Below are 24,569 nucleotides of genomic sequence, written 5' to 3' on the forward strand. Positions count from 1 at the left end.
AAATGGCAACATTAAGGTATCCGTTGATATGTTTTGTAGCTTTTTATTTTTTTTGTGGTGAACAAAAAGGATTATCTAATAGGTCAATAATGTCATCGCATTTCATATTCTGAGCTTCTCGTAATTCTGGAATATTATATTTTTTTACAATTTCTCCAAGCTCTCCATTACTAAGAGCAAATAACATTTCGGTTGAAAAACGCTCAAAATCCATTTCTTCACCGCAAAGCTTTATTAATTCTTTTGCAGCGATTAATTCTACGTGTTCACTAATATCACTAAATCGACTCCAAAATTTGCTAGACTGCTGCAGCTCGTGTTTCTTAATATATTTTTCTAATTCTAATTTTAATGCGTCTAAGTCATCTAATTCTGCTTCTTGATTACATGCAGTCGCTTTAATTTCTTGAAGACTTTGCTTCATAGCGCAAGTAGAGCGAGTTTCATTAAAGGACAACCACTCACCAGTAGTCACTTTAAAAATTGGGTCAATTATTGAAAATACACCCGTAACGACTAATACAATTTCAGCAATTAGTTTTGTAGCTTTCCCAATAATACTCCGATTGAAATCTAACGCTTGTTTTTCAAATTCTCTCTGAGCGTTATCAATACGTTTAACAAACGTATTTAAATCTTTTTCTCCAGCTGTTAAATAGTCGAAACTGGCTTCAAAAATTTCTCTTTTAAAAACTTTTGAGTGATTGACAATTAGAGTGGTTTTTGTGTTTTTTGAGCTATCTTCACCCTTTTTTTCATCTCTTATAACCTGAGCTAAATAGGTTGTCACGCTGTCTATCTTATTAACAATCTCAATAAATTTTTTTGATTGACGATCATTTTTAAGAATTAATTCAAGAAGCTCTTTTCCCGGATCAATTAATTGAGAATCTTCTCTATATAGTTTATAAATAGTAATTATAGCATTTGCTTGTGACGCCGTTATTGAAAAATCTGCCGGCCTAACTGTTGAGATACTTTCCAAAATTCTTTTTGCCTCTTCTATAAGCATGTCGGTATAGAGAGGATCAATACTAATATTCGCCTCCTCAGTACCGAATATTTTTTGTGAAAATTCGGGCGGGGTGAAATATAAAGTTCTATTGAAGTCTTCAAATAAATCGTCACCATATCGCTCTTTTATTCGGGCTTCAAAGTTGCTGTCGTATCGAGGGCGCTGTTGTGTATACCCTTGTTTTAGAAACTGCATTTTGATATGCCAATCTATTATTTCACGCCCCAACCAGTCTTTATGAGAATGATGTGGGATCAACCAGTTTTTCGCATCGGTTTCTTGTGGAAATTTGGCAACCATTTGTTGAAAAAAATTATTATGGAGAAAACCTTTTTCTAAATTATGAGTAACGAGCAAGGTGACGGCCGATCTTATATTTTTACACTTAGTTAAATCATGGTATTTTTTATAAAGTGAAAAGGGAGTAGAATCAAATATTTCACCAGGTACAGGTTGATTAGCTATAATATCCATAGGAATAGCTAGGTCATCCAATTTTTGAGCTACAGAAAAACAAGTAACTGCACCCCGACTAAACCCTTGTAAGCCTATATTGTCAATTTTTCCTTGATTATTGTCTCGACCTTTAATTACATAAATTCCATCACCAAATTCTGCTTCAAGTTTATCGAGATCTAGCAATTTATCAGCCGTAAATGCTGCTCTTATTTTGCTTGCAACAATTTCTAAATCTGGAAAAACCACACCATTACCTATATTTTTTTTTTGACAACCTTTAAAGTAAACCCTTATTACATCGTCATTAAAGGATTGTTTTTCTAATTCTTGATCATCGAATTTTCCATCATCGCCTGTTCCAGCAAAAGAGAATATTACCTTTGGCATATCATCGCCTTGTAGACAATAAAAACATATTTAATTATATGACAAAATTTTAAACAAATACGATCCTTATACTTTTTTTATCTTTTTCCTCATTATAAAAAGAGGTCTAAAATTAGGTTTACAAGTTACAAAACAATTTTTTAAGATAAAATAGATGCTTAGATATTGAAAAGTTGGTAAGGTATTTGGTCCTTTTGCGAAAAATTAATAATCTTATAAAGACAAAATTTAAGATTATTTTCTTCAGTAGCTCATCCAAGTCATAATACGGACATGAACCTTCCCTATCTCGTTTCTAAAATGAATATTAAGCTACCTCTAATCACTGTTTAATCACTTACATTAAGAAGTAAAAGATACCTATTTGTTCGTTCAATATGCTCTTAAAGAAGATAAAAGATAAACTACTATTTAAATAATTAGTATATTACAAAAAGTTTTAAAAAAGGACTGTTTTTAAATATTTGCATCCCTTTGCAAAGACTATAGCTAATTTTAATTAGCTAACCTTTTCTTTTAATTATAAAGTTACATTCTTCTGCTAATGGCTCTTCTGTTTGTTTTCTTTTAGAGAACAATGAAGAGCTTGCCGAAAAACAATGGTCCTTACTTAAGCCATGTTGATGAGAATTATCATTTATCGATTTAAGATGGTTTATAATAAGGTTAGCAATTTCATTATGGCCCATTATTTTAGCAATATCATAAGGCTTCATTTTAACCTGCTTTGAAGATTGTGTTTTTAAAAACTCATGCATGCGTTGACCGATTTCAGGGTTTTGTTGTCTTTCTGACTTATCGGCTGCAAATTTTACAAGCTCATCTATGGTTGATTCAAAAGAAATTTCAACATCACACCTTTTACTAGCCAGTAGTAATTTAACTACCTCAACATGACCAAATTGTGCTGCAATAAACACAGGTGTAGCATTATCTATTAGCACTTTATTTAAGTCTGCATTTTCTTTAATTAAAACCTCAATCACTGCAACATGGCCCCTTTGCGCTGCAATAAAAGTCGGTGTAGTACCATCTGCCATGGCTTTATTTACATCAGCTTTTCCTTTAATTAAGGCTGTCATAACAGTAGCATCTCCTATTGCCGCAGCAATCATAGCAGCGGTTACACCATCTTTATCAGCTTGATCAAAATTAGCACCCTTTTCGGCTAAAATAGTAATGACTGACATGTGACGTAATCGTGCAGCAGCCATTAGAGGAGTTACGCCATTTATATCAGGCTTATCTAAATTCGCGCCTTTTTCTGCTAAAATAATGATGGTCGAAATATAACCAAGTTTTGCTGCCAAAGAAATAGGCGTTACTCCGCTTGCATCACCCTTATTTAAATCAACCCCTTTTTCAACTAAAATTGTAAGCATTTCAATAAAATCATTTTCTACAGCAATATAAAGGGGAGTTTGACCTTTCGGCGTTGTTTTATTTAAAAACTCTATATCAACAACATTAACTAAAGCTGTCATAAATGCCGTATCATTTTGTTGCGCAACTAATAAAGCTAATGTAATACCATCTTCACCTTCCCGCAGAGCAAGCTCTTTTAATGCCTCAGCACTTGGCTCTACAGGAATTATTTTTTTAATTCAAAATTAATAATATTATTGGTAGTTAAGATAAAACTTGTATTAAAAGCAACATAGGGGGATGAATTATTAGGATTAAGAGCCTTGATGATATTATCAACCAAATTATAATCTATAGCTGTCCTTGTCATCGTTATTAAAGGCTGATTTATATCACGAAATAACCAGCCTAAACTAGCGGTATAACTTAATGAAATAGCATGATTATAGCTTGATAGTAAAAAACCAACGGGTTTATTATTATCCTTTAAATTATTATTTATTAAATAAGCTAATCCATGAAGATAGTTGTAAAGTTCATCTCGTGCTAGAATCTTAGGCTCTGAATAGATTTGTTTTAAATGGCCTTGGGCCTCAACCATAGCAGAAGATGCCACGGGTGAAATCAGGGAAATATCATTTTGATTTAGATTTTGCTCGAATAAGGTAATATATTTCTCAGGTGAATGAAATAGTTCCAAACTGTCAAAAAAAGCAAGTATGCTTAGTAGAGCGTTATCTTCATCATTAAGATTTTGGCCTTTTTTAGATTGGGTTTGCTGTATTTTCGCCAATAACAAATCATGGGGTATGACTTGAATAAGAGCCATCCGTAATTCAAAACGTTTGAGCTCTTGCTCGCCTAAAAAAGTTGCTTCCAACCAGCGCAGCGAAAAACCATGACACAAGCCTGAGGTTTCTTTATATCCTAATACGTTATGTAAATTTAATAATGCCCTATGCAATGCCATAGTATGGTGAATTATTAATATAATTGTTTAATTTTAGCACAAATAAATTATTAATGAAAAACTAACAAGGTTCTTTTCTGCTTTTCTAAGTAAAATACTATTACACTGGCAGTAAAAACTGTTATATGGGGTACACATTAATTATTTCTTACAATATGTGGGCTATTTTTTAAATTCTTAGTCAGTGAACAATTTGGTCTATATAGTTACGTTTAATATCTGCTTAAAATTTATGATTTTGTAAGTTTAATCTTTTTTGCAATAGAGCCAATATTACTTATTATAATACAATTCATTTAATTGACTTAAATATGCTTTTATTGTAGTATAATTGACCTATAATTTATATGTTCTTTTTTATGTTCTCAAATACAGCCCAAAGACATCAAGCATCAACTACTCGCAAAAAAGAACAGGCAAATAAAGTTTGGGTTTATGCTAATACTTGTACCGCTTATGAAGGGTCATTGAGTCATATTCCTTTTGCGGAAGAAAAAATAAAATGCCAATTTTATAATGATAAACATGAATTAATTGCCTTAGAGAAGATTGGTACTACTGCTCAGAACAATCGAAAAACCAAGGGCTTACATTTTAAACCTATCGTCTCTAGTACAGAAAGCTATTCATCAGAAGCCTTCAGCTATACTAGTTTAAGCACGCCCTCAATTACTGCTTTACCGGCCGTTTTTGTTGATTCATTTGAAAATGAAAATGGCCATAGTAACTATAGCTATTCTTCAAATTATTCTACTCAAACACAGAGTAATTTAACTCAAAAAATATGGGATATTTCTGAATCAGAAACAGTTATGGCTGATAATCCTTGTTTTGACAATATAAATTTAAATAATTTTGTTACATCTATTGACTCAGAAGACTGTGAAAATTGTTATTCATCAAATGCTTTCAGCCAAGCTAATAAATTTAACAATCAGTTCATCGAAACCACTGGACAACAACTAGAAGATAGCTTAGATGTTCGTAATGAAAATCCAAGTGAACTTCAAAAAACTCCAATGTCACTTAACCCCGATTTAACTTATGAAAACTTCCTACACATGTCAGTAGAGGAGAATCCTTTTTTAAGTGTAACTTATTTACCGCCAGACTATATTGATTATTTTAACGAATCGATTGAAGAATCACCCTACCCTAAACACGCGTCAATCTCATCTGGTTCTACTGGAGAGGTTAATTTAGATGAGTTAAAATCTTGGCCAGATGACCTTATTTCGCAAGAATCAACCGATTTTTCTTTTGCAGAAGAAGGCCGAACAGTAGATCAAGGCAGCGTGCCTGAAATTGAGCTTGAAAAAATTGCTGAACGGCAAAAAAACGCTATTAGTTCATCTTCACTTGCTCAAAGTCCCATGACATTTTTTACCTCAAAATCGAAAAGGTCGAGTGTTGACGACTGCGATGAACCAAGGAGACAACATAAAGCCTCAAAATGTTAGCTTAGATAGGGTCTCAAGAAACGACCGTTCTTGAGACTATTCCACCTATTTATAGAGGATACAAGCATTGTTGCTGAGAGCCATTCTGAAGATGGATTTGGATCGAGTAGGAGCATTCGCCTTTTAAGTGCTTACTCAATTTAAATACCTATTAATTTATAAGTAATCTCAAAACGAACATTATTTAAGCTAAAATAGTTAACCCTTTATCGGCTATTAAATTTAGTAATTTTAAGGAAGTACCTCTTGGGTGTTTCTCCCCTTGTTCCCATTGTCGAACAGTTGAGGGTGATGTGTTTAAATATTTAGCGAAAACGACCTGACTAACATGCTCTTTTAAACGCAAGGTTTTAATTTCTTGCGCTGTAAAAGGTTTAATAGGAGGCAAACATAAGGCATCAAATTCATGCATTGTAGTAGCATCTACAATACCAGCATCATAAAGACCTTTAGCAGACCCATGCACAACATCTAAAATTGATTTTTTCATTTTTCACCTACTGTAATTAGATTGCCAGAATCTAATGCATTCATAATTTCTAAATCTGATAAAGAAAAATAAAGTTTGGCTAATTTTTTTAAAGCTTTAAGCTCTTTATCATTAATATTAGCTTTTTTGTTTTTTGCAAAACTATATATAAAAAAGGCTTTATTATTAAATTTAAAGGCAACTATAGTTCTCGCGCCTCCTCTCTTACCTTTATTATCTAATGAAATTCTTTTTTTATAAATGTTACTACCTAGATTAGCATCAAATAATCCATTATTCATTTTTGAGATGGCATCTATAAGCAACTGATCGGAAATCTTGTGCTCTTGTGCCCCTTCAGAAAAGACATTAACTTTATATATTTCTAATTTTTTCTTTTTTAAATAATTATATCACTTAGTGCTATAATTGCAAATATTTATTAACGCTAAACTTAGTAGAAAAATTAGGGTTCCGTTGCAAAAATGAGCCCCTAATTTATACTTGCGCGATTTCTCATCAGAGTTTTAAAATGAAAGGTCCTGAATCATTTAAGTGGCACCATTTTCATGATGAGATCATTTTGCAATATGTCCGTTGGTACTGTAAATATGGGATCAGTTACAGGGAATTAGAAGAAATGATGGCTGAGCGCAGCAGGTTATCGATTGATCATACAACAGTTTATCGTTGAGTTTAGTACTATGCGCCGGAACTTAAAAAACGACTAGATTGGTATAAAAAGCGCTATTCTAGCCGTTGGCACTTAGATGAAACAAAAGGTCAATGGAAATACCTTTACTGGGCCTATTAACACGATCATAGGCTTTCAGTCTATGAAGACAGCGTTCTCGCTACAATTAAAGGATTTGAAGTCACGCGAATGTTTAGAAAAAGGCAATTTGATAAGGGGATGGTTGGCAATCAGAATGAAGTTTCATTTATTAACTAATTGTTTTAAAGGTTGAATATTTTTTTGAACTATTAATTGCAAAGGATAAAAAAACAAAATAGCTCCCAGTAGCATTATGACTAAAGTAACTAATTTAGTAGAATAAACCGAGTAACGCATGAAAACTCTCTCTTTAAATATCTTCTATATAGTTAACGACTAATTATTATACAATTTAGCGTTCATTAGGGTACTTTTTCATACAAATTAATATTATCTGCATCTTTACTTTTATCACCCTTTCAGAAAAAGCGAAAGCTGACTAGAGTTTTGATATATAATTTTGCACCTAAAAATCTAATATGATTATTTCAATTAATATCAGGCTAAAGTCTCAAGAAATAACCTATTTTTTGACATTAGCTGGCTCATTAAAAATAAGCATTACATCCTAAAATTACTTTCTGAAATGGATCTTAAATCATTGTATTCGGTTGCTTTTTGAATACATTCAAGTGCTATTTTGCGTAAATTTTTTAAATAAATTATTTTTTCTTCTGCAGTTTGGGGCAAATTAGTGTTATAAAGGTATTGATTTATTTTATTAGTATATCGTTTACTCACACCATTAAAATGGTTCATGTAATTTAAAACTGGGTGGGACAGAGTAGGAAGTATGTCGCCATTCTCAAGGCGAATTTCAGGCGACTGACGGTTAAAAAATCGATATAAAGGATTAACAGCTGGCGTGTTTTTAACTCGATTGATTTCACCTTGCACTTCAAGCCAAACATTATAAGGCATAACATTAACTTTCAAATTATTTGGAATTTTTGCTTTTATTCTTTCATAAATTTTTTCATCCAGTGTATCAATGATAATCACTTTAATGTTTGGGCATTCCGCGAAAACACGATCCTCAATGCAATTGAGATTTTCTCGTAAAATGATTGTTCTTAAATTACAACATCCATAAAATGCACCAAGCTCTATTGTTTGCAACGTGTGTGGTGTATCAAGTAAAGAGAGATTTTTGCATTCTTTGAATGCCCATGCGGCGATAGTTTTAAGATTATGAGGCCAAACTACTTTTATAAGGTTAGTGCAACCTGAAAAAAATGCCCATGGTATATTCTTATATGCAGGCTCGAATTTAGATAAGTCAATAAATTGAAGTGTAGTGCAATCAGAAAATGCACGCTGTTCAAACCTTTTGATGATAGTATTGATAGGGTAAGTGAGTAATCCCGTTGTTTTATCTTTAACAAGATCTTTGTCGTGAATAGCATATAAATAATTATTTTCGTTAGACATAAATTAAAATTCATTTTGTGAAAAATTGAATTTAAACTAGATTATATTTAAAAATAAAGAAAATTATTTAATAAGACTAAGCTATGTACTGCGCTTAAGTTAACTAAAGTTGGCGAAATAAGAAACTAGTGTCTTGCAACACCACCCTTCCGCATACATCTTTTTAAGCCGAGTATTTTCAGCTTCCAGCTCTTTTAAACGCGGCATCATCGAAGCATCCATCCCTCCAAATTTCGCTCGCTATTTGTAAAATATAGCGGCGCTGATAATATGTTCACGACAAAGCTCTGGTATAGGGCTGCCATTTTCAGCCTGTTTTAGAATCGACAATATTTGACTGTCTGTGAATTTCGATCTTTTCATGAAGAAGCTCTGTATGTGATTATGAGAAAATTCTACTTTTGACGCCAGTTAATTTTTGGAAGGATTACCAAACTATAAGTTTTTTTAAATTAAATCTTTTTTGCAGCAGAGCCAGCTGTTTTAATATTTTATGAAGCCGAATAGAGCCAAGAATGCCATTTCCTCCCCAACAAATAATGTTTTCTTCTTAAAAAGAAATAGTAAAATTCTTGAACTGTATAATTTTTAACATAAGCTATAATAAGATTAAGTACATTTTTACCATTTACTTACTATGAAAGATTCACTCACGGATGAGAAAGGAAAATGGGTTAAAATTGGCCAGGGCTCTTTTAATATCGTTTATTATAATCAAGAAAACAATTTAGTATTTAAAGTTCCTATTCAAAATACTGACAAGAAGATGGCTAAACTTGACCAAGGTAAACGGCCTCAAGAACTATGGAATTTAATCAATAGCAATCTTAAGCCTGTCGCTGCAGCCTATGAGATAGAAGGCATGATAGGTTGGACTTGTCCATACATTAAAGGAAAAGCTGCTACAGATAGCGAAATTAGCTTTAAGCTCACTGAAATTTATAATAAGACTGGGCGAATCGTCATTGATGCTATGGGATGGCAAAACTTTATCACTATTGAGAAAGGCCCAAATCGTGGTCAAACTATATGTATTGATGTTGGCTTAGCTCTTTTATTAAACAAGTCTAATGAACTTCCAAAAAGCCAAACTAGCTTAGATGCGTGGGATGCTTATAAAAGTAATGTTATGGATAGTTTTTCAAGCTCTAAAATACAATACTATTTTCCAAAAACGGTAGTTACTATAAAAGCATTGCTTTTTCTACAAGAGTTTAATCAATTCTTAAATGCTGATTTTCTACATGGAAAATATGAAGGAAAAAAAATAGCTAAATTATTAGCAGATATGTATGACCTTAAAAATCAAAAGTCCATTCATTATAAAGACAAAGACAAGCGTAAAATTTTACAACGTACTGTTAATGAGTTAATACATAATAATCATTTTGATCAATCTCTTTTTCCAAAATTTAATTATTTTTTAAATGAAAATAATAAAAACAAAGAAGAAGAAAAGAAATCAGTGGCTCCCGAAGAAAAGAAATATTTTCAACCTATACCCACTATGGAAGATAAAATTAGGCATATGCCAAAGCAAGCAGGCCAGTTAACCGCTAGAGATTTTACTGTTGGAGCTGATAAATTTACTCTATTTTCACATGGCGAAAATTTACTAGATAATAGTAAATTAAATAGCTCAGAAAGCGTACAAATCGAAGATGATTTATCAGATGACATAGATGAAGGTTCAGGGGCTGACAGGCCTAGTAGACATTAAAAATTTACAATTTTTGTAATCTAGCAATACTACTTTACCTGCTAAACTCCTAAAAACTTCATAAATAAATTGTTTAACTCAGCTGTAAAAATTATAGAGATATTTTTAGCTTTGTTGCAGATAAGAATTAAATTAAAAATCTTAAATTTTGTCTTTATTAAGTTATTAATTTCTCGCAACAGAACCAAATACCTTACCAACTTTTCAATATCTAAGCATCTATTTTATCTTAAAAAATTGTTTTATGATTTCCAAACCTAATTTTAGAATCTCTTTTTATAATGAGGAAAAAAGATAAAAAACGTGTAAGGATCGTATTTGTTTAAAATTTTGTCATATAATTAAATATGTTTTTATTGTCTACAAGGCGATGATATGCCAAAGGTAATATTCTCTTTTGCTGGAACACGTGATAATGGAGAAGTAGATACTGAAAAATTAGAAAAACAATCCTTTAATGACGATGTAATAAGGGTTTACTTTAGAGGTTGTCAAGAAAAAAATATGGGTAATGGTTAGATTTTTCCAGATTTAGAAATTGTTGCAAGCAAAATAAGAGCAGCATTTACGGCTGATAAACTGCTAGATCTCGATGAGGTAAGCAAAAATGATGGTTAACATATGACGCTAAATTTCCTTCCTGTTTCAATTCTTTAATGGCTTGATTATAGGCTGGATTCTTATCAGTATTGATAATGCTGACATCGCAAGTAGGATTGCTTTTTATCAGTTTCTTTAGAAAATGTTTAGCCGCTTTGGCGTTACGGCGATAAGACAAATAAAAATCAATGGTATTCCCACCTTCATCAATTGCTCTGTATAAATATTTCCATTCGCCTTTGACTTTGACGTACGTTTCATCGATATGCCATCTTCTAGAGTAACAATGTTGGACCCAGCGCTAAGCAGTCGTATGATCTAATTCAAGACCTCGCTCTTTCATCATTTCCTCTAGATCACAATAACTAATCCCGTATTTATAATACCAGCGTATGCATTGCAGGATTAATTCGCCATGAAAGTGACGCCATTTGAAAGTTAGAAGTTTAGCGAACGCATTTGTAATTCTAGTATTCAATCAACTTAGATTAAATTATAAACGAAGGTCGTTTTGTAACAGAGCCTGAATTTGAGCCCAAACAACCAAATTATTAACCATCACTAGATCTTAATATGTGCCATACTGTTACAAATTTCATAGTCTTTATTTGTCAGATTTTCAGCGGATAATAAAGTTTCTTTTTTATCAGGATTAAATTCTTTGGCTTTATTAATACACAAATCGATAATATGTTCTATTCGTTGACTATACGCGTCTAATTCACTTGGGTATTGTGGTAAAGGCTCTTTCAATATTAACATTTTTGCTTTTTGATAGTAACGATTATCCTCGCCTAAAATATGATTTATATCTTTTAATATATCGCATGGTAACGTTACACAATCTTTCTTTATGGATTGTATCTTACCATTTTCTTTATTTACATCTACTGCAACAATGGGTTTAGTGTGCGGATTAAAAAAACGGTAGAGAACATTAGTTTGTGCAACTGGTAAAAGTCTTTCTAGTTGAATTTTTTGTATACGATATACTTCCTCAGATGCTTTTTTAGCTATGGCTTTTCCCTGTATAGCTTGAGGTAACAAATCAATAATCCTTGCAATTTCAACTTCATTGTCAGTATCAAGAATAATCGTGTTTAAATATAAATAATGAAAAGCACTCTCTGCAACTGAATTAATATTTTCTGAAAGAACAATCTCGTTTAAATACCTGCAATCAGCAAATACCGCATGAGCAATTGAATTGAGACTTGGCATCACAAAAGCTTTTAAATAACGACAACCATTAAAGGCAAGCTGCTCAATTAAATTAACTTTTGGGCCTACTACAATTTCTAATTGATCACAAACTATGAATGCTGCCTGGCGTATAGTTACCACATTTGGCATATTAATAGTTTTCAAACTTGTGCATGCGCAAAATGCATAGGAATCAATTTCAGTAACTGTGGTAGGAACACAATAGTGACCATCTTTATCAATATCATCATTAGTTACCTTAATAAGCCTTTGGCCATTTCCACTTACTATCATGATTAAACCTCGAAAAATTAGTATTTTTGAATATAAAAAGGCAGAATTGTATCACAAAAAGACCAACTAATTAATTTTTTATTAATATGAGCGAAATTTTAAACAAAATTGGTTTTAAAGCTCTCTAGTCATACTATTATTTATTTATAATTAGTAAACTGAGTGACCCATATGTGCAAAGGGTTGTTAGAAATAATCTTATCGCTTTGCATACTATTACCTCGGCACTAAATTGTTATAATATTTTTCATGCGGCATAAGCGACATATTTTTCTTAAAAAAGCTTATGATTTTATCAGAGTTAAATTGAATTTTTGTCAGTTAATATCGGATGTTTATTGTTAAATCCTTAATGGTTCTTAGTACTCTAAAGTTATTAGAATTAGTCTTAACGTCTTGATTAACTAATTCCTGAAAATTTAGCTCAGGGCTGTATAGGGACAAAAAAAATTTCAATTTCCTCATTAAACTGACTAACACGCCTTGAAGAAAAAAATCCAAGATTAACCCTGGAAGAAATGGAGCGTCGCCTTAGTTTGAAAGATTGAGTTCAATTCAGAGCTGCGTTGCAAATAATATCAAGGATAGATAAAGTTAATTTTAGGTAGATCTCACTTGTAAATGCCGAACTGTTCATTAATAAATGATACTTCGGTTCTCGTACTATGTAGTCAGATATTGAATTGTCCTTTCTTAAACATGCGCATTATTTCAAAACCTTTGATAGTAGCATAAGCAGTTTTCATTTAATAAACGGCCTTCCTGTTTTAATGCCTTAATAGCGTGATTATAAGCTGGATTTTTATCGGTATTAATGACACTAATATCGCAGGTAGAATCGTTCTTTATTAATTTTTTCAGAAACCGTTTAGTTGCTTTAGCATTACGGCGATGGGAGAGATAAAAATCAATGGTATTAATACCCTAATCAATTGCGCGATACAAGTGTTTCCATTCGCCTTTTACTTTAATATTGGTTTCATTAAGGTACCAACGGCTAGCATAACGCTTCTTGTACCAAGCTAATCTTTTCTTTAGCTCAGGCGCATAATGCTGAACCCAACGATAAACTGTGGTGTGGTTAACTATTCTTCTAGATCGCAATAGCTAATACCGTACTTACAATACCAGCGACCCCATTGCAAAATGACTTCACCATGAAATTGGCGCCATTTGAAATCAGCCGGACTTTTTAAACTCATTAGAATTACTACGTTAAAATTCAGATAGTATACTACCGCCTTGTTTTTGCAACAGCGCCGTGTGACCTATCTTAGGCGCTATGATTTATGCCTTTAAGTGGCCTGATCCTTTTCCTAGCGTCTTTGAATATCATGAAGTTTTCCATATTTTATTGGTCGTGGGAAGTGGGTTACTATAATTTAGCAACCTAATTTTTATCTAAATTTCGCCATAATTACACCTAATTTAGGCTTCAAAAGTTAATATCGCTAGACACAATGACATAATGTGCGTAACATTCTATCTTAGCTAAGAAAAAGTCTATTGTTTATTCTCTCCTATTCGTTGCTTCCTTTGTTAATCGACGTCCTGCAGTTTATAAGTTTAAGCCCTCTCTTTTGCTATTTAAGCCTTTAAGGGCACTTTATTAATTATAATCAGGAAATTATTATGTCTAATACAAAAATTGGCACGGTCAAATGGTTTAACGAAACAAAAGGTTTTGGCTTTATTGAGCAATCCTCTGGACCAGATGTATTTGCCCACTTTAAATCTATCGTAAGCCCAGGATTTAAAACGTTGGCCGAAGGTCAAAAAGTAGAGTTCATACTTGCTCAAGGCCCCAAAGGGCTTCAAGCAGAAAATATAGTAGCTATCTAATTAGCTGCTTTATTAACCAGAACAGATCAATGAGGTACCTTATTTAAGGTACCATTTTCTTAAATAGATTAACTCGACGTTTAGATATCAATTACTTAATTGAGTATTAATTTCTATTCTTCTTTTATTATGATGTAGGTCTTAAAAAACGACCTTGTTTGAGATTTTCTTACTCATAACATTATTAATGTATCGCTATAACAGGGTAGAATCAGATTATTGAAAGCTTAAACAAATTATTAATTCTGTAAATGTTTATGCCACGATTAAGGCTTTAAAATCATGCCTATGCTTAAAAAAGGACAACTCAATAAATCGATTATTAGAACTAATGTGGGATTTTAAAGTTAAATATTAACTAATCTTGTTCTTTATATAGAAATTTCACTAATTAATTTCGCTTACATTCAAAATAGAACTGCGTTGAAAAAAATAAAAAAGCGACTAAAACTTAAATTAAGACATAGTTCAGCCATATACCTGAAATACCTAGTTAATAAAAGGCACCTCATTTCTGTGCCGACTATTCAACGATTAAACTGTTTTTCTTTTGCTGATGAAGGTTAATAAACAAATAAATAATGATTGAATAAATAAAAATCATTGTGTTATTATTTTGAGTAAATAAATTTTGAGATAATTATGAGACAGAAACCTTCATTTAAGCTAGAAAAATTTACTTTCGGTCATATCCATAAAATAATTAGAACAACTGAAAGTATGGATGAAGCTAGTGCGAAGTTAAATGTAGCATCTTCAACCCTAGGTAAATTTCTAAGCTCTACAATTCCAGATGGAGAAAAAAACTTTAAAATAAGTTACAGAATTATAAAAAAAATGTCAGCAGAAGAAGTAATTAAGAAATACGGAGAAGATGCCTACAATAAACCCCTAAAGCACTTCCTAATACTTCCTCAAGAATATCCACTTAGTATGATTCATCAAGCCATTAGAGAGAATATATTTATTGGAGCAGTGGCGAATAAATTAAAAGTAAACCGTACCGATTTGGCAAGATATTTAAAAAATATTGCTAAGATTGATTCCTACTTATCCTATAAAAATTTAATAATTCTTTCAGAACAAGAGTTAGAGAATCGCCTTGGCCCTAAATATAAGCAACCATGGCTGACAGCTAAAAACACCTTAACTTTTTTTAAAAATGGGGGGTTACAAGCATCTACTCCTTCATCCTTAACCATTGCCTACAATTACACTGATGTAGATGGCACGTTAGAGCAACTTATGAACGAATATGCCTCTACACAACTAACCCCTAACAATGAAGTTGATGGCGAAAACTATAAAGATACGGTACTGCAAATGCTACCTTCTATCGAAGGAGGCGTTGCTGTATCTAAATCACCACCAGCAATAACAACTTATGCTAAACCAGATGGCAGACAGGATCCAAGCTTTACGCATGAGCCTGTTGTTTCTCAGCAGTTAAAATCACCCTTTATGTCTGATTCTCCCTACATGTATGTTTACTCACCCTTTTCTTATGAGGGTTATAGTCTACTCAACAAAAATCCTATAACGCCCCCTTTCGATTTTTTAAGCCAAGTTTATAGTGCTACGGTGGCCAATGAAGCTGCACTAGTAGCAATCTTTGAAACTGAAACCTATCAACCTCAATTACCCGCAACCTTTTCCATAGTGAGTAAGCAATTTATGCCTGAGAGGGCTAACCAGTGTCCTAGAAAAATGTATCAATCTTCACCATTAAGTAACCATAGTATATTTACAAATCAACAAGCTGAACAACAAGAAGAAAATGTATATCAAGCTAAGGTTTGTAACTTAATAAGTCATAATTGTTGACTCCTTATAATTTAATAAGGTGTAATCATTAATGTCTCTGTAGAGACATTAATGTTATTACGACTAGATTTAAAAATGTTAAGTCATTACCTATAGAATCAGAAATTCCTGTATGCTTTTGCTCTAACATATCTATTAGAGGAGAAAATGGAGCGGTGTTGCAAAAACTATAATAGTTATATAAACACATAATCAGGACAGATTTCAGCTGTAAATGTGAAATAACTGATTGATAAATGAAACTTCATTTTGCTTGCCAACCATCCACCTATTAAATTGTCCTTTTCTAAACATGCGCATGTTTAAGAAAGGGCAGTTTAAAAGTTGGATGTATGGTGCTCGCAATGAAGTATCTTTTATCAATGAGCAGTTTGGCATTTACAAATGAGACCTATCTAAAATTTAACTCTTTTTATCTTTGATAGTATTTGCAACATGGCCTCTTTTTTAAGTATTAACCCGGTACTAAATTGTAACAATATAATTATACGCTTATGTTGCCTAAAGTTTTTTAAAGTATCAGCATGGGCAACAAGCATCTAGATGAAAAAGCAATAGTCATTATTGTCGGATGTGTTTGCGAATGCAACAAATCCATGAGCAAGCATTATTGATATGCAACCGCTACATACTCTTGCTTTTCTAATAACGCAATCGTTGCCAGAAACGGCTGTTGCTTATCGAGCAGGCGACACTTTAAATATAACTCTTGGGCAGACAGCTTTGAATAAATTAAAAGTAAGGGTGGATCAGCGGGTAGGTATGCAAAAAAGTTAAGAGAAGAAAACATAGTGCTCTTTGAATTACAAAGGAGTTCATTGTAATGATTTTATAACTTTTTTAAATCGATTATTCATTTTAAAAAAAATCTTAAAAAACGACCCATAAATGAATCATTGAAGCTCAAAATCCCCTGCCGGATAAATTTATTTTGTTCTTCAAGCCTTTTGATATCTATTACAAGTTCAAATTGATAAGACATGTATTAATCCTCTTTTTCATTATTTTAAATTACATAATGATTATTCTCATGTTAATGGGATACTACATGACTACATAGGAAGACATTTCATATCATTTGATTTTAGTACACCTTATTATTCCTTTCTACCTCCGGCCTCGTCATAGACTTTGTTCTTATTCCTTTTGCCAACAGCTATTACCGTTATTATTAATTTATTATCAGTTACCTAATAGACCAAACGATAATCCGACTGGCATAATTTAATTTTATAATAATCTTGCAATTTGCCACTTAGAATTGACGATATTATATGTGAGTTATCAAGGCAGAATTTTAATATTTTTTTAAATTGCTCCTGCAACCCTTTTGCAAGTTTTTTCCATTCTTTAAGTGCTAAAAGATGAAAATGTAGCTCATAGCTCATCAACATCAACATCAACATCAACATCAACATCAACTTTTACAGATTTAAAAGGAGAAGACAAGCGCTGCTCAACTAGGTTAGTCAATTCATTATCATCAAGTAATTCCATCATTCGCTCATAATTTTCTACAGGTATCAGATAAGCAGCCGCTGTATCGTAGCATAAGCAGTTTTCATAGATGGAAAGCCCCGTGTTGGATTGATAAGACGTTTATGCTTACCATGGTCTGACGTCTTATTTTTGCAACGCCACTATTTAACTTATAAACTAATATCCGTTTTTGCAACAGAGTCATTGATAATGCTTTTTAAAGACATGCCTCGCGCCTCATTTTCAGATAAACATGCCTACTAGAAAGCTCAAACAATTAATCGAGTTAGTAGTGGGCCTGTTAATTATCTTCAAGCTATTCGCCTTTATGAGTGTGCACTGCGCAGAGGTTATAAAAGCGCGCAAATTGGCCTTGATTCTATTGAAATTGACAAAGCATTAGCTTTTGAGCTAATAGATGTATTATGGGTTGACTTAATTTATGGCAACTCACTTAGTAAGTCTACTATCACTGCCTTAAGCGAGCATTGCAATGAATATAATCCACATGCGCCTGCAAATCTGATTCATTGCGTATTTGGTGCGCCCAAAACCTTCTGCCCGGAGATTGATGTTTCCAGGTCGTATGTTATAGCAATTCTTTACTTCAAAAACCAATTGAAAACCTGGGATACGGGCTATACCCTCCTCCCAGGCTACTTGCTCAAAACTGCAGAAGGTATGAGTTGCAGTAAATGTTGAGCCGAGTGGCCCAACCTACGCTTACTAATCTGTTTCTATTATCAAAATATGTTTTATAAAAGTTAGTTTAATGTAAATAATAATCTAACTAAATTTATATAAATTAAATTGTATTAAAATATGTCAATTAAATAAATTTTTACAACTCCCTTAAAAACTAGGAAACACTATGCCTAAACCTATTGCCTATGTTTATAGAAAATCGCCTGATAATACTAATGCGTTGGGTAGCCTGATACCTAAAGATATGGTACAGGAAGCCCTAGATGACGACCGCCTCCTTTATATTCAACAGCCACCTTCTACTGAAACTAAACCCGGGCTTTTAATACTTATGGATGGCAAACAGGAAATGGATCCAGGGGAGATTAAATCTACTCCTACAATTTTAGATGAGCTATATGAAAATAAAAAAATCTCTCCGCACATCACAGTATATACTCCTGCTTCCGAAGATAGGATTACGGAATACGCCTGTAATGAAGAATTCGCCTATTTTTTAAACAATAGGCTTGTCCCGTTGCTTAGAGAGCCACCATTTAATTGCAGTGATCGCCGTGAACAAACAACAATCGCCGGCACCAGCTTCGGTGGGCTTGCAGCAACCCATGCAGCGCTTACTTATCCTGAAACATTTGGTAATGTTCTTTCGCAATCAGGCACTTTCTGGTGGTATAAAGAATGGCAAAGAGGGTTTGATGAGCCTGATAAATGGGCAGTTGCTGTCAAAACAGCGGCGTGTGAAACAACAAAGAAAGCGACAGAGATGGCATGGTTGAGTAACCTCCCCCACAAAGAAGGCTTACCAATTAATTTTTATTTAAGTGAATGAAGCTTGAATAATAGATTTTTAGCCAATGTCCACTTGGTTTCTGATAGTTTATATACGCCCAAACACTCATGTAGTATCCAAAGAGAATAATTCTACTCAACAATAAACATTAGGTAGTGCACTTAAAAAATCATTATAGCGCTATTTGAAATCAGTCGGTTTCTTCAATTATTGATGTAATTTAAGTACAATGATTATAATGACACTTTATTTTGCAATAGCGCCTTTCCATTCGCCTTTCACTTTAATATATGTCTCATCGAGTTGCCATCTTCTAGAGTAATGTTGTTTATATTAATCTAGTCGTTTCTTTAGCTCAGGTGCATAGTGTTGTACCCATAGTAAAATAATAGATGATTAAATTATTTTAATGTCGAAAAAATTTCCTAATATTAGTTCGCGGTTTTGGAGTGACTGTAGGAGCATTGCTAGAATTAAGCTTTTCATTTATTTTAGCTAAAAGCATTTCATTTTGAGACTTAACAGTAGTTATCTCTGCTCGCATTTCTTGTATCTGAGAGGCTAAATTATCCTGCTTATGCCTAGATGTCTTAACATTATTTTTTGATTCTAGTTTTAAAATTAACTCCATAATTTGGTTCAAGGCGTTTGAATGATTTTCGCTGTCTATCTGTCTTTTTTGCTCCATGTCTTTAATCTGCGCTCTAAACTCTTGTTGGGCAGCTTCAAGTTTTTTACCTAAGATTTCGTTCTCGGTTAGCATATTTCTAAGTTGCTCAACATGAAGTTCATTGTCCATACCTAGTTTAATATAATCTTCTTCTAAACCTCTATATTTTTTCATGGTGATACTTGATTCACTTTCACCAAATAAAAGTTGAGCAACTTTATGCGTTTCTTCATTAATTTTCTGGTCAAGTTTAGATAAGCTATTTGACTCTTCATCTAATAAGGAAAGTCTAATTTTTAATTTAATGGAGTCAACTAGTTGACTAGTATTTAAATCAAGTTCTGTAAAAAAAGGGCTCGAGCTATTTTGTAGTTCAGCAGCGTAATCGCTCGCTTTAGTCATTATTAATTGGACAAACTGCAATATTGCATTAGCCAAGTTATTAGTATCATTTATATACTCGAAAGAAAACTTTTTACCATAGACTACAGATGATGAAATAGATTTACAAACTTCTTTAATCGCTTTTTCTCGCGCTTGTAATTGCTGCAACATACCTGCTGAAGGCTTTTGTACAAAATTGTCCAATATATTAATCATTTCAGTGACTTCAGCTCGAAAAAAATCTTTATTATAAACATTGTTATAGTTTTTTCCGGCAGCTAATATTTTATTTAAAGTTGCTAAATCTATTTTCATTATTATCTCTTAAGTTATTTAAATTTAAAAACTGCTAGTATATTAATTAGAGGATTATTGTATGTTATCAGCTTTAATTATCGCTTTTTTACCAATATAGCCATAACACAGCGCTTATTAATAGATTCCATCAACGTCGATGGTTTTTCAGATTTAATCAATGTGACACCCGAATATTTCTAAATTAATCTATTGGATTAGCTCAGCTTAAAAAACAACCTTTTTAAAATCCTTTACACCTCTTTAGCAGCAACAACCATACCTACACACAGGCACGATATAACTACCTTATTAAATTGCCCCTCTTAAACCTGGGCCTGATTTCAAATTCTTTACTACTAAGCCTAAACGGTCTCATCGATTGAAAGCCCATAGTGCCCAGGCGGGCAAATTTCCAATTAGGAAAGTAATAGATTCCAAAATACATGATTCTCAACAAGCCCTAATCGCCCTAGAATAGTATAAATTTCAGCCAGCATGATTTCTTTATATACCGATACCTAGTTAGATGGCCAATGTATTAAGAATGAAGAAAAAGGCACTAAAAAATAGAGCATTTTTTAACATGTTTCAACGAAAGAGGATTTATTATGTTACCGCGTTTTAAAAAAGCCAGAGAGATTGCCGATTGGATGGACAGCAGAGATTATCCCCTGGTTGCCTGTTATGAAAATCAAATCGAGGGTTATTCACGAGCCGCTTTTTTAAGCGACTTAAGGCAACTCCCGGCTGCAATTTTAGCTAAACATCTAGTGGACTGGAGAGAGATTACGATTTCTCGCTGTTTTAAAGGATTAAAAAGACTGCCGCTTATAAACGAAGTAAAAGAGGTCCTTAAGGCACTGGCTGAAAGATTAAATACATTACCTATAGAGTTAGATGCCCAAGCCATTGGAAATGCGTTGTATGGGTTACAGAGCATGGATGCCAAAAATGAGGCGGTGCAAGCGGTACTCTGCGCATTAGCTGATAAAATTACTGCCTCATCTGCAAGCTTAAATGCCCAAGAAATTGGGAATGCGTTGTATGGCTTACAGAACATGGATGCCCGAAGTGAAGCAGTGCAAGCCGTACTCAGGGCATTAGCTGATAAAATTACAGCTTCATCTGCAATGTTAAGTGCCCAAGCCATCGGGAATGCATTGTATGGCTTACAGAATATGGGTGCCCGAAGTGAGGCAGTGCAAGCCGTACTCAGGGCATTAGCTGATAAAATAACCACTTCATCCGCACGCTTAGATGCGCAAGCCATTGGAAATGCCTTGTATGGCTTACAGAATATGGATGCCCGAAGTGAAGCGGTGCAAATGGTACTCCAAGCACTAGCGGCTAAAATAACCACTTCATCCGCAAGCTTAGATGCGCAAGCCATCGGGAATGCCTTGTATGGCTTACAAAACATGGATGCCCGAAGTGAGGCAGTGCAAGCCGTACTCAGGGCATTAGCTGATAAAATTACTGTCTCATCCGCAAACTTAAATGGCCAAGCCATCGGGAATGCGTTGTATGGCTTACAGAATATGGATGCCCGAAGTGAGGCGGTGCAAGCTGTACTCTGGACATTAGCTAATAAAATTACTGTCTCATCGGCAAGCTTAAATGCCCAAGAAATTGGGAATGCTTTGTATGGGTTACAGAATATGGATGCCCAAAATGAAGCAGTGCAAGCCGTACTCTGGGCATTAGCTAATAAAATTACTACCTCATCTGCACGCTTAAATGCCCAAGATATTGGAAATGCCTTGTATGGGTTACAGAATATGGGTAACTTTAGAGCGCTTCCCGCCTTAATTAAACACCTGACTAACAAATACCCTGCCGATTTTTCGTACGAAAAGACACCATTAGAATGGCAAATGGCGGTCGCCAGCTACCTTACCATTGCCTATCAGACTCAAAATGTGAACTTACGAGCCTTGATTAGTCAGCACTTAAAAAGGCTTTTTCCTACCTGCTCAACAAACCAACCCAATGAAATAATCAAACAGATAGAAACCATGTTTATTAACAAATTAAAATTAACCCATGTTAAAAACAGCCAGATTGATTTGCATCACTTAGACTACTTGTCTGCATCGTTGCTGTTAAATAAGGGACTTAAAGAGACAACAGGCGTCAACGCAATCATTTTCGGCGCCGGCAGTCATAGCAAAAGCGCTCATCAGCATAAAATGAGAGACATCGTCGTTAATTATTGCCAAACCAATCATATCGCTACTAAAGAGTGGGAGAAAGGGAGAGTAAAATTAGATGCGCTGACACAGCCAAGCAATTCTAGCATATGGCGATCGCCTGGTTTTGTTTCTAATTTGAATGTTAAAGCACCGGCATTTAATCCTCGAACTAAAGCTAGTAATTAAACTTACTTCAACGCGCTTAAAGCATACTGTCTCAAAAAGCGACCTTTTTGAGACTACCTATCCCCTTGACTTAGCAAGTCATGCCTCAATTGTGACCACTGCCATTTATGTAGATGTAACGCTTTATTCTATTTGTTTATATGACGTAAAACCAATCACTACTCCTGTCTTTTCTAGCAATTGAGTTTATGGCAGTTTTAAGATGAGTTAAAATTAAGCATCAACTGTATTAACAAAGAATTTTATGGCCCATCGTATTATGATTATGGGACGCAGTGGAAGTGGCAAATCTACTTTTGCTTATCATCTGCATCAACAAACGAAACTCCCTCTCTATCATCTGGACAAGTATTTTTTTACAGATTACTGGGTAGAGCGTGATTATCAGGAATTTTTGACTATTCAGCAGGCGCTTGTTAATCAGGAACAATGGATTATTGACGGCAACTCAACTAAATCCTTTGAGCTGCGCTATCAACGAGCGAGCGTTTGTATTTATTTTAATTATCCTCGCTATCGTTGTTATTGGCGGGTCTTTAAAAGACTTTTTTTTAAAGATAAACGCATTGATGATCGCGCCAATAACTGTCCTGAAAAGGTGAGTTGGTCGCTTATAAAATATATGTGGGGTTTTGAACGGCGCGTTGAGGTTATTTTGCATCAATTAAAAAGAAGCTACCCCCAAACTCAATTTATTGAGATCCGCTCTGATAAATTACTTAAGCTATTTAGCCAAAATTTCTTGACTGATTTATGATTAGTTCAGCCTGAACTAGTGAATGGCAGCAAAGAAACACTCCACCAGTGTAGGGAAGATTGCTATATGAGATTTAATAGTAGCGATACGCTACAGTAGCCTCATTAGGCCGTTAAGCTCAATGTAGTATTATAGCGATTGGCGAGGTCTTCCTAAACGTTAGTGACGGAGATCCTAATTTTGGCAGAGTGCTCTATTATCCTAGAAATTATCTGGATCATCATCTGTTAAAACACTAAGATTTGGGTCAAGCGTTTTTCCAGGAATTTTTCGCGTTTCATTGGCCCATTCGCCTAAATCAATGAGCTTGCAGCGCTCAGAACAAAAGGGCCTAAATGCATTTTGCACCTGCCACGTATTTTGCTTGCCACAGGTAGGACATACAACGTTTGGATGGTTATTCATAACAGCCTTCATTCATTTATATTAACTACAAGATAGATAAAAATAGAGTTTGCTTGTTATTAAGTTAGACTTATTTTAACCTCTTCTGTCTTATTAGTTTAGAAAAAAATAAACTATTTATCACTTAAATTAAAGCTATAGTTTCTTAATGTATTTTAATAGCTATATAAAAGGATTTTATAAGTTTAGGAATAGTTTTAATTCTCTATGATTGAACCCTTTTTCTTTTATAAGATTTTTTGCCATTTCACTGGCTGAAATATCTGAATTATCATAAAATATTTTGGGAAATTTATCCTTCCATCTTTCATAATTATCCCAGTATTCTGCGACTCTATCTGAACCAACCCTATACTCCCTATTACAATCTCGCGCTAGATTTATAGCTTTCTTTGGCAAAAGAAATATAGGATAAAATATGTTTTCGTGTCCGATTTGGTTAAAAAGGCAATAAATCTCCCTGAGTGACCAAACATAATCTGCAATGACAACAAATCCAGCTTGTAAGTATATTTTGGCTTGTGATGCTAGCGCATTTTGCATAAGAGAAATTAAAGTATCAGCGCCATCTTCCCAAGGTTTCTTGTAACCCCCTTGCACCATATTATAGAGTGAATCACATTCAATATGGATGCTCTTATTAAAAAGCTGGGCTAGGGCTTGTGCTAAAGTTGATTTTCCAGCACCAGGTGGCCCAGAAATTAGAAAGATCTTTCTATTCATATTTGATTGACTCATTAGAATGGATAAATATACCGCGTAATTTTGAATGAGCAAATTATTAACAAAAAATTGGTTTTTTTATCATTAGAATATCTTTACAGAAATAAATTTTGTTAAGGATAACTTATATTGACTTAGACAGCAGCTCTGCTGAAGCAGCGTATGTA

At 33.7% G+C, this 24,569-nt stretch carries 22 protein-coding genes and 3 pseudogenes; 10 read left to right on the forward strand and 15 right to left on the reverse strand.

The window, feature by feature from the left end:
• Nucleotides 1-43: 43 nt before the first annotated feature.
• The 3 genes from DYE47_RS08585 to DYE47_RS08595 all read right to left on the reverse strand — a co-directional run bounded on the left by DYE47_RS08585 (nt 44) and on the right by DYE47_RS08595 (nt 4,196).
• A complete protein-coding gene (locus DYE47_RS08585; RefSeq protein ID WP_115302881.1) occupies nt 44-1,861 on the reverse strand; it encodes a hypothetical protein in 1,818 nt (605 codons plus the stop codon).
• 503 nt (nt 1,862-2,364) lie between these two features.
• Entirely contained in the window at nt 2,365-3,465 is a 1,101-nt protein-coding gene (locus DYE47_RS08590) for an ankyrin repeat domain-containing protein (protein WP_341273404.1), read from the reverse strand.
• On the reverse strand, nt 3,453-4,196 hold the full coding sequence (locus tag DYE47_RS08595; RefSeq protein WP_115302883.1) for a hypothetical protein: 744 nt from the start codon (nt 4,194-4,196) through the stop codon (nt 3,453-3,455). Before DYE47_RS08595 ends, DYE47_RS08590 begins: the two co-directional genes overlap by 13 nt.
• Before the next feature lie 359 nt (nt 4,197-4,555).
• Here DYE47_RS08595 and DYE47_RS08600 point away from each other — a divergent pair, with 359 nt between their 5' ends.
• Nucleotides 4,556-5,656 (forward strand): hypothetical protein, encoded by a 1,101-nt coding sequence (locus DYE47_RS08600; RefSeq protein WP_115302884.1) that lies wholly within the window; start codon nt 4,556-4,558, stop codon nt 5,654-5,656.
• A 184-nt stretch (nt 5,657-5,840) separates the two neighbouring features.
• On the opposite strand, the gene DYE47_RS08605 is transcribed toward DYE47_RS08600, so the two are convergent.
• A complete protein-coding gene (locus DYE47_RS08605; protein ID WP_115302885.1) occupies nt 5,841-6,146 on the reverse strand; it encodes a helix-turn-helix domain-containing protein in 306 nt (101 codons plus the stop codon).
• Nucleotides 6,143-6,508: a type II toxin-antitoxin system RelE/ParE family toxin gene (locus tag DYE47_RS08610; protein ID WP_115302886.1), complete on the reverse strand. Its 366-nt coding sequence runs from the start codon at nt 6,506-6,508 to the stop codon at nt 6,143-6,145. Before DYE47_RS08610 ends, DYE47_RS08605 begins: the two co-directional genes overlap by 4 nt.
• Nucleotides 6,509-6,657: 149 nt before the next feature.
• Here DYE47_RS08610 and DYE47_RS16380 point away from each other — a divergent pair.
• A pseudogene (locus DYE47_RS16380) lies at nt 6,658-6,933 on the forward strand (IS6 family transposase); the annotation flags it as partial.
• Between the two features lie 528 nt (nt 6,934-7,461).
• Here DYE47_RS16380 and DYE47_RS08620 read toward each other — a convergent pair.
• Together DYE47_RS08620 and DYE47_RS08625 are read right to left on the reverse strand one after the other, a co-directional pair.
• Nucleotides 7,462-8,331, reverse strand: a complete 870-nt coding sequence (locus DYE47_RS08620; protein WP_115302887.1) for a leucine-rich repeat domain-containing protein — start codon at nt 8,329-8,331, stop codon at nt 7,462-7,464.
• A gap of 147 nt (nt 8,332-8,478) precedes the next feature.
• Nucleotides 8,479-8,694, reverse strand: a pseudogene (locus tag DYE47_RS08625) (transposase); the annotation flags it as partial.
• A 274-nt stretch (nt 8,695-8,968) separates the two neighbouring features.
• Here DYE47_RS08625 and DYE47_RS08630 point away from each other — a divergent pair.
• The gene (locus DYE47_RS08630) at nt 8,969-10,051 is read left to right on the forward strand and encodes a hypothetical protein (RefSeq protein ID WP_115302888.1); all 1,083 of its coding nucleotides are present in this window, start codon (nt 8,969-8,971) and stop codon (nt 10,049-10,051) included.
• Between the two features lie 375 nt (nt 10,052-10,426).
• On the forward strand, nt 10,427-10,570 hold the full coding sequence (locus DYE47_RS16045; protein ID WP_160149874.1) for a hypothetical protein: 144 nt from the start codon (nt 10,427-10,429) through the stop codon (nt 10,568-10,570).
• A 46-nt stretch (nt 10,571-10,616) separates the two neighbouring features.
• Here the strand turns inward: DYE47_RS16045 and DYE47_RS16385 are convergent, their stop codons facing one another.
• The 3 genes and pseudogenes from DYE47_RS16385 to DYE47_RS08645 form a co-directional block, all read right to left on the reverse strand.
• Nucleotides 10,617-10,916 (reverse strand): DDE-type integrase/transposase/recombinase, encoded by a 300-nt coding sequence (locus DYE47_RS16385; protein ID WP_242604250.1) that lies wholly within the window; start codon nt 10,914-10,916, stop codon nt 10,617-10,619.
• A gap of 296 nt (nt 10,917-11,212) precedes the next feature.
• A complete protein-coding gene (locus DYE47_RS08640) occupies nt 11,213-12,148 on the reverse strand; it encodes a leucine-rich repeat domain-containing protein (RefSeq protein ID WP_115302889.1) in 936 nt (311 codons plus the stop codon).
• A gap of 671 nt (nt 12,149-12,819) precedes the next feature.
• Nucleotides 12,820-13,350 (reverse strand): annotated as a pseudogene (locus DYE47_RS08645) (IS6 family transposase).
• An 80-nt stretch (nt 13,351-13,430) separates the two neighbouring features.
• Here DYE47_RS08645 and DYE47_RS16605 point away from each other — a divergent pair.
• The 3 genes from DYE47_RS16605 to DYE47_RS08660 all read left to right on the forward strand — a co-directional run bounded on the left by DYE47_RS16605 (nt 13,431) and on the right by DYE47_RS08660 (nt 15,814).
• Nucleotides 13,431-13,529: a hemolysin III family protein gene (locus DYE47_RS16605; RefSeq protein WP_115302890.1), complete on the forward strand. Its 99-nt coding sequence runs from the start codon at nt 13,431-13,433 to the stop codon at nt 13,527-13,529.
• Between the two features lie 251 nt (nt 13,530-13,780).
• Complete coding sequence (locus tag DYE47_RS08655) at nt 13,781-13,990, forward strand: cold-shock protein (RefSeq protein ID WP_115302891.1); 210 nt, start codon at nt 13,781-13,783, stop codon at nt 13,988-13,990.
• Between the two features lie 642 nt (nt 13,991-14,632).
• A complete protein-coding gene (locus DYE47_RS08660; RefSeq protein ID WP_131750095.1) occupies nt 14,633-15,814 on the forward strand; it encodes a hypothetical protein in 1,182 nt (393 codons plus the stop codon).
• A gap of 607 nt (nt 15,815-16,421) precedes the next feature.
• Here the strand turns inward: DYE47_RS08660 and DYE47_RS15940 are convergent.
• Complete coding sequence (locus DYE47_RS15940) at nt 16,422-16,604, reverse strand: hypothetical protein (protein WP_131750096.1); 183 nt, start codon at nt 16,602-16,604, stop codon at nt 16,422-16,424.
• Between the two features lie 587 nt (nt 16,605-17,191).
• Nucleotides 17,192-17,314 carry a hypothetical protein gene (locus DYE47_RS16490; protein WP_278043865.1) on the reverse strand — a complete coding sequence of 41 codons (123 nt, stop codon included), beginning with the start codon at nt 17,312-17,314 and terminating at the stop codon, nt 17,192-17,194.
• 850 nt (nt 17,315-18,164) lie between these two features.
• Between DYE47_RS16490 and DYE47_RS08685 the strand changes: the two genes are divergently transcribed.
• Entirely contained in the window at nt 18,165-18,827 is a 663-nt protein-coding gene (locus DYE47_RS08685; RefSeq protein WP_115302893.1) for an alpha/beta hydrolase, read from the forward strand.
• A gap of 367 nt (nt 18,828-19,194) precedes the next feature.
• Here the strand turns inward: DYE47_RS08685 and DYE47_RS08695 are convergent, their stop codons facing one another.
• On the reverse strand, nt 19,195-20,157 hold the full coding sequence (locus DYE47_RS08695) for a hypothetical protein (RefSeq protein WP_115302894.1): 963 nt from the start codon (nt 20,155-20,157) through the stop codon (nt 19,195-19,197).
• A gap of 590 nt (nt 20,158-20,747) precedes the next feature.
• Between DYE47_RS08695 and DYE47_RS08700 the strand changes: the two genes are divergently transcribed.
• Both DYE47_RS08700 and DYE47_RS08705 read left to right on the forward strand, forming a co-directional pair.
• Entirely contained in the window at nt 20,748-22,517 is a 1,770-nt protein-coding gene (locus tag DYE47_RS08700) for a hypothetical protein (RefSeq protein WP_115302895.1), read from the forward strand.
• Nucleotides 22,518-22,761: 244 nt separating this feature from the next.
• On the forward strand, nt 22,762-23,274 hold the full coding sequence (locus DYE47_RS08705) for a P-loop NTPase family protein (RefSeq protein ID WP_115302896.1): 513 nt from the start codon (nt 22,762-22,764) through the stop codon (nt 23,272-23,274).
• A gap of 201 nt (nt 23,275-23,475) precedes the next feature.
• On the opposite strand, the gene yacG is transcribed toward DYE47_RS08705, so the two are convergent.
• Both yacG and DYE47_RS08715 read right to left on the reverse strand, forming a co-directional pair.
• Nucleotides 23,476-23,679, reverse strand: coding sequence for a DNA gyrase inhibitor YacG (yacG, locus tag DYE47_RS08710; RefSeq protein ID WP_115302897.1), 204 nt, complete (start codon nt 23,677-23,679; stop codon nt 23,476-23,478).
• Nucleotides 23,680-23,856: 177 nt separating this feature from the next.
• The gene (locus DYE47_RS08715; RefSeq protein WP_160149875.1) at nt 23,857-24,402 is read right to left on the reverse strand and encodes a P-loop nucleotide/nucleoside kinase family protein; all 546 of its coding nucleotides are present in this window, start codon (nt 24,400-24,402) and stop codon (nt 23,857-23,859) included.
• Between the last annotated feature and the right edge of the window lie 167 nt (nt 24,403-24,569).

This window comes from Legionella beliardensis (assembly GCF_900452395.1).
In the GTDB taxonomy this organism is placed as follows: Bacteria; Pseudomonadota; Gammaproteobacteria; order Legionellales; family Legionellaceae; genus Legionella_C; species Legionella_C beliardensis.

Excerpts from the sequence above, each read along its gene's own strand:
- DYE47_RS08585 (WP_115302881.1), bottom strand. The coding sequence starts at position 1,861 with ATGCCAAAGGTAATATTCTCTTTTGCTGGAACAGGCGATGATGGAAAA.
- DYE47_RS08595 (WP_115302883.1), bottom strand. The coding sequence starts at position 4,196 with ATGGCATTGCATAGGGCATTATTAAATTTACATAACGTATTAGGATAT.
- DYE47_RS08600 (WP_115302884.1), top strand. The coding sequence starts at position 4,556 with ATGTTCTCAAATACAGCCCAAAGACATCAAGCATCAACTACTCGCAAA.
- DYE47_RS08605 (WP_115302885.1), bottom strand. The coding sequence starts at position 6,146 with ATGAAAAAATCAATTTTAGATGTTGTGCATGGGTCTGCTAAAGGTCTT.
- DYE47_RS08620 (WP_115302887.1), bottom strand. The coding sequence starts at position 8,331 with ATGTCTAACGAAAATAATTATTTATATGCTATTCACGACAAAGATCTT.
- DYE47_RS08630 (WP_115302888.1), top strand. The coding sequence starts at position 8,969 with ATGAAAGATTCACTCACGGATGAGAAAGGAAAATGGGTTAAAATTGGC.
- DYE47_RS16045 (WP_160149874.1), top strand. The coding sequence starts at position 10,427 with ATGCCAAAGGTAATATTCTCTTTTGCTGGAACACGTGATAATGGAGAA.
- DYE47_RS08640 (WP_115302889.1), bottom strand. The coding sequence starts at position 12,148 with ATGATAGTAAGTGGAAATGGCCAAAGGCTTATTAAGGTAACTAATGAT.
- DYE47_RS16605 (WP_115302890.1), top strand. The coding sequence starts at position 13,431 with ATGATTTATGCCTTTAAGTGGCCTGATCCTTTTCCTAGCGTCTTTGAA.
- DYE47_RS08655 (WP_115302891.1), top strand. The coding sequence starts at position 13,781 with ATGTCTAATACAAAAATTGGCACGGTCAAATGGTTTAACGAAACAAAA.
- DYE47_RS08660 (WP_131750095.1), top strand. The coding sequence starts at position 14,633 with ATGAGACAGAAACCTTCATTTAAGCTAGAAAAATTTACTTTCGGTCAT.
- DYE47_RS15940 (WP_131750096.1), bottom strand. The coding sequence starts at position 16,604 with ATGTTTTCTTCTCTTAACTTTTTTGCATACCTACCCGCTGATCCACCC.
- DYE47_RS16490 (WP_278043865.1), bottom strand. The coding sequence starts at position 17,314 with ATGATGGAATTACTTGATGATAATGAATTGACTAACCTAGTTGAGCAG.
- DYE47_RS08685 (WP_115302893.1), top strand. The coding sequence starts at position 18,165 with ATGCCTAAACCTATTGCCTATGTTTATAGAAAATCGCCTGATAATACT.
- DYE47_RS08695 (WP_115302894.1), bottom strand. The coding sequence starts at position 20,157 with ATGAAAATAGATTTAGCAACTTTAAATAAAATATTAGCTGCCGGAAAA.
- DYE47_RS08700 (WP_115302895.1), top strand. The coding sequence starts at position 20,748 with ATGTTACCGCGTTTTAAAAAAGCCAGAGAGATTGCCGATTGGATGGAC.
- DYE47_RS08705 (WP_115302896.1), top strand. The coding sequence starts at position 22,762 with ATGGCCCATCGTATTATGATTATGGGACGCAGTGGAAGTGGCAAATCT.
- yacG (WP_115302897.1), bottom strand. The coding sequence starts at position 23,679 with ATGAATAACCATCCAAACGTTGTATGTCCTACCTGTGGCAAGCAAAAT.
- DYE47_RS08715 (WP_160149875.1), bottom strand. The coding sequence starts at position 24,402 with ATGAATAGAAAGATCTTTCTAATTTCTGGGCCACCTGGTGCTGGAAAA.